This is a genomic window from Microvirga vignae, from assembly GCF_001017175.1.
GTDB classification, from domain to species: domain Bacteria; phylum Pseudomonadota; class Alphaproteobacteria; order Rhizobiales; family Beijerinckiaceae; genus Microvirga; species Microvirga vignae.
The window spans coordinates 1-4,830 of sequence record NZ_LCYG01000118.1 but is presented as its reverse complement, the minus strand read 5'-3'; the positions used below and the strand labels follow the sequence as shown (position 1 = coordinate 4,830).

4 protein-coding genes are annotated in these 4,830 nt (G+C 56.9%); 3 read left to right on the top strand and 1 reads right to left on the bottom strand.

Annotated features, from left to right (window positions below):
* On the bottom strand, positions 1-281 hold a 281-nt coding region (locus AA309_RS35700; protein ID WP_162489288.1), incomplete at its 3' end, for a hypothetical protein.
* Here AA309_RS35700 and AA309_RS29280 point away from each other — a divergent pair.
* The 3 genes from AA309_RS29280 (at position 273) to AA309_RS29260 (ending at position 3,561) form a co-directional block, all read left to right on the top strand.
* A complete protein-coding gene (locus AA309_RS29280; protein WP_047192551.1) occupies positions 273-1,301 on the top strand; it encodes an LLM class flavin-dependent oxidoreductase in 1,029 nt (342 codons plus the stop codon). The two genes, AA309_RS35700 and AA309_RS29280, sit on opposite strands and share 9 nt — an antisense overlap.
* Before the next feature lie 1,059 nt (positions 1,302-2,360).
* On the top strand, positions 2,361-2,639 hold the full coding sequence (locus AA309_RS29270) for a hypothetical protein (protein WP_047192549.1): 279 nt from the start codon (positions 2,361-2,363) through the stop codon (positions 2,637-2,639).
* A gap of 523 nt (positions 2,640-3,162) precedes the next feature.
* Positions 3,163-3,561: a phosphoadenosine phosphosulfate reductase domain-containing protein gene (locus AA309_RS29260; protein ID WP_084731798.1), complete on the top strand. Its 399-nt coding sequence runs from the start codon at positions 3,163-3,165 to the stop codon at positions 3,559-3,561.
* Positions 3,562-4,830: the final 1,269 nt, after the last annotated feature.

Here is a 4,830-nt window from a genome sequence, read left to right as displayed (position 1 = left end):
ACCAAGCGCAGTTGCGAGCTGCCTTCTGCGGCCATCAGCTTGCCGAGACAGTGACCGGCCAACCACCGATCGCGCACCCGCCAAGTAAGGGCGCGCATCGCAACCTGCAAAATCGCCAAGCTGCTCACAAGCAATGCAGAACCGATCCGCAGACGCCGAATAGCGCCTCGTGAACCAATGGCATCAGAAGCGCAAAATGCAGTGAGTGCAAAATCCTGTGCGCCCCTAAACAAACGTACGTCAAAATCCTGCGCGAACTTGGAGATAATTGAGTGAGACACGTCTCTCCTTCGAAGTTAACTTGCGGCATCTTCGATCATCTCGATGATGACGGCGGCGACATCGCCCGACAATACGCAGCTCGCCTGGCCTTAGCGGAGGCGTGTGATCACCTCGGTTTCTATGCATACCATCTCGCAGAGCACCACTGTACACCGCATGGGAGAGGTCCATCGCCGAACCTCTTCCTATCGAGTGTTGCACAGCGGACACGGCGACTTCGTGTTGGCCCGTTAGTAATGCTGCTTGTCCTTTCACATCCGCTGCGTGCGTTTGAAGAGATCTGTATGCTGGACCAATTGAGCGGTGGCAGGCTCGAGCTGGGTATCGGACGCGGCTCTCTCCCGATCGAACTGGGTTATTTCGGGATTGGCGCGAACGCGGCCCCAGGCCGTTATGCGGAAGCCAGCGAAATCCTTATTGAGGCGATGAAGGGCGGCACGCTGTCCTATAAAGGCCACCATTTTGAGCTGAACGGCGTTCCTTTGACGCTAGGACCTCATCAGCGCCCACATCCGCCGATATGGATCACCACCAATCAACCCGAGACCGCAGGCTGGGCCGCTGCGAATGGCGCAAATATCGCCTGCGTAGGACCTTCCTCTTCTGTTCGAAGAATTACTGATGCCTTCCGCGCCACTCGAGAGCACAAAACTGGCGCGGACCATCAAGCGCCATTTCTGGGATTGCTCCGCATGGTCGTGATTGGGAGTTCTGACACACACGCGTACTCGCTCGCGGCATCTGCTTACGAACAATGGCTCAGGAGCTTTAAGTACCTTTACGACCTTAATGCCATCCCGACTCCCCCAAACCTGCCGCTGACCTTCGATGCAGCAGTCGAGAGTGAATTGTGTGTAGCAGGAACGGCAGCTTCTGTGCGACAGACTCTTCTTAATCAGCTGGAGGTGGCAGGTGCCAACTACCTTCTTTGTCAACTCGCATTTGGGAACCTGCAACTAGATGCTTCTCTATACACCGCAAAAGCGATTCAAGCCGAGATCATGGATCGATTCGGATAACAATGAAATTCGCTGTCCGACTTTGGTGATCAAATCGTCGTGGCGACGCTCCTCGACGCCCTCCAACCAACCTGCGGGGATGACCATGTCATTATATGGCGGGATTGATGTGTCAGTGAAATGCTCACGCGTGTGCGAAGTGGCAGCGACGGACAAGGTCTGGAGGGAGGTGAAAGTGGCAAGCAAGTCCGCGGCACTGACTGCCTGGATTGGATCGCTGGAATCAAAGCCTAAGCGGATCGGACTGGTGGCGGGCCGTTGTCGCAAGCGGGCTGTGATCTACAAGCGTGAGGAACCCGGCATCTTGGCGTTGCGAGCGGAAGGCGCTCCCGCCCATCGGCGAAATTAACTTAGCATCGGCAAACCCGAGCGTGCAGAGTATAAAACCAGCAAGCTCATTTGGACGCGGCTGCATCAATAACAATGACTCTTATACCTTCCCAGAACCTCAGCAACAGCGAGTCATTTGTTTATTCCAACCACGGAAGGGGAAACCTAACATGGGCGTAGATGCGAATCGAGAAGTCTCACCGGAAAAGCTCGAAGCGTTGCGCGAGTCAGCAAATCATGGCTCACTAAGCTCGCCACCGTCTGCTACATCAAACGCCGGCGGAATGGACGCCGCCACCTCGGCGAAGTTGTCCGCGGCCCGCTACAGCATGCGAAGAAGTAGACGCTAAAAGCCGCGAAGAGCGCCGTCTACGAGCTATCCGCCGCGTCCCTCGTTGATGAGATTGACCAGCGCAGCGCACGCCGCACTGGGATGCTGATCGACATTGAGCAACACGGCGCGATTGTCGATGAGGTCTTCGGCATGCCCAAATCGATCACTCTGGCGGTTCCACCGACGATGATGCACGAATTCGGAGCTAAGAGCGAACGATCGTGTTCAACGCGCTGAACAAATGATCAAACGATTTCGTTCGGCTTACCGATTCATCAGTGAGATCGATCGCCTCGGCGTCCTTGTGATGGCCGGCGAGCTCGATTTTGATGTGCCTCTTTAGACAGATACTACATGGTACTTCTCTTCCCATTGTTCATACGAATGGAGCACCGATGCCTACTCTCATTGCGGAACTAGTGAGACTTGCCCTGTCACACGGACTGTCTGACAGCAGCCTCGACGAGGAAGTTCACAATGCAGCCTTATCGGCAGCCGCGGCGGCCAACAACGACGGCCTGCCCGGTCAGATCGCCTTTCTGATCAGCCAGATTGGCGTCGACGCGACGTGCAAGATCATCGGAGTGCCGATGCCTGATGGCAGCGACATGCCCGGGATCAGTGCTCCGGTCCATTCGCCGTTCTCCCGGCATTCACCCGTTCGCGGACATTGATCAGATCAATATTCCAGCCGGGTATTGGATCGGTGCCGGGTGCGCCTGCGCCAGTGGCATTTTCGCGCACACTGCTGACGGCGCCGGCGCCCGGGTCGACCAGTACTCGGCGGCCTCGACCGCACGCGGCCGCTCCCAGACCAGATGCCAGAGCAGTCGCGGCAGTTCCGGCATGGGGAGGCGTAGCGGTCCTGCGAACCACCTTCTGCCTGTGATCTGGAGGCTCCAATCGATGTGCTTGTGGAGCACTATAACCACCAGCGCTCCCACGGAAACCCGAGGAATCTGACACCGGCTGACGTCTACTTCAGCCGCGGTGAGATCATCCTAAAGGAGTAAAAAATGGGTCAAGCTATAGATCATCCATGACGTTCGCTTGCAGCAACAGTTGCAGGCCCCGCAATTCGCAACCCCAATGGCCCGGAAGTTCCTCTGGATCAGGCTGCTTGCTGTCTCAGAATCCCAGACGGCGGACGAGGCGGCATGTCCAATAGAGCCCTATTTTCGACGTGAGAAGACCAGGATGTATGCATTGCAAAAGAGGACAACCCACAACATCCATTACGAACGTCTCGAGGCCGAGGCGATCTACATCATACGGAAAGTGGGCGCCCAATTCCGCCGACCGATGGTGCCCTATTCGGTCGGCAAGGACAGCTCCATGGTGCTGCACCGGGCGTTAAAGGCTTTTTATCCCTCAAAGCCGCCGTTTTCTCTGCTGCACATCACCAGTACCTGGAAGTTCCGCGAGATAACTGCGTTTTTTGACCGGCGCACCGCGAAAATAGGCGTCGACCTCATCGTCCACGCCAACGAGCAGGGCGTGCGGCAGGGATTGAGGCCGTCTACGCGCGGCTCTGCCGTGCACACACAGGGCTGGCTCTCCTGCTATGGCGTTCTAACCCGAACACGACCGCTCTGATCTCGCGAAAAGTTCCGGAGCTTGAAGCCATCACCATCCTTTCGCCGTTCTGATTCCACAGTCGAGAAGATAAACATAGACTGATGTCGCACACCCATAGCTGCGAACACGGAGCAGCTGATGCTAACCATGCAGCAGCAAGCAGTGGACAAAGCCGACGCGGACATCATCACGGAGCATTCCGCAATCTCCGCTATACCGCCGCGGCCTCTATTGGCCTACAAGGTACACTCGACGCCGCGTCGAGACGCGCTTTGAAAGAGTGATTGCGCTGGTCGGCGTAGCGGAAAAGCGGTTCGGAACCGCATCGAGGAGATGGGCAGGCTTATCGTCAGTCATAGGCGCGGACATAGAAACTGGCATCGAAAGCTCCGCAGCTACTCAAGTCAACATCTCTCGCCTTCCACCTTACGGCGTGTGAGATGGGGTGGGCTTCGCGCTTACGCTCATTGTGAATTCTTTGCGAACTGTCAGCTTCTCGAAAGCTAAGCCTCCTAGTTGGTGGGAAGGGGGGTTCTTTAAACGCCGACGCCGGCCTATTGAATCGAAGTGAAAGTAGGGGGATTGATGCGAATTGAGGTCGGAGTTGTTTGTTGCACTTTTGGTTGGCCGACCGCCGATATTCGGCTCCATCAGCAGGGCGATTCCTTCTTGCATGTTGCTGCTTGTGACATGGTCCTATGCCTCCCCGCTGTTGCAAGTGGAAAACTGGATCCGGCGCTTCACCGGAAACTGCTTGATAATGCTCACCGCAGTGGGACCTCGCGTTCCTTGCCGCCACCGTCGCTATATCCAGCTGTCTCGGGCTCCAGCGGGTGCCAGTGGACGAGGACGCACCAGAAGTCGAACCTCTCGTCGTCCCGGACAAGGTTCTCGCTTCAAATGCTCCGGAGAGGGACGGACGGCGGCACCTCGCCTCCTGACCGGACTTGCTGCGTTTAAGCGGCTGGCGTGACCCTAGGCGAAGAGGAGTTGTAAAGACGCGGCGAGCTGCGCGACTGTAGGTACGGGATGATCATCCTTCTGACGCAGGGGTAAATGCGATAGCGCTTCAGGCGCACTCGCTCGTCTCGCTCGGGCCTCATAGTTGGCGGTGATGGCCCAATGGTCTGGGCGTGCCATGATAGGAGGTGACATGCGAACACTGCTCGTTGATCATCATGCGGAGTTTACGCGCGCAGCGCAAGGAGCGCTTGTGGATAGCGGTTTCGCCGTTGATGTGTCTCATACGCTCGACGAGGCTTCGATCGCTCTTTGTTGCGCGAGCTA

Bases quoted from the DNA above. Each gene is read 5' to 3' on its own strand.
- AA309_RS29270 (WP_047192549.1), top strand. From the start codon at position 2,361: ATGCCTACTCTCATTGCGGAACTAGTGAGACTTGCCCTGTCACACGGA.
- AA309_RS29260 (WP_084731798.1), top strand. From the start codon at position 3,163: ATGTATGCATTGCAAAAGAGGACAACCCACAACATCCATTACGAACGT.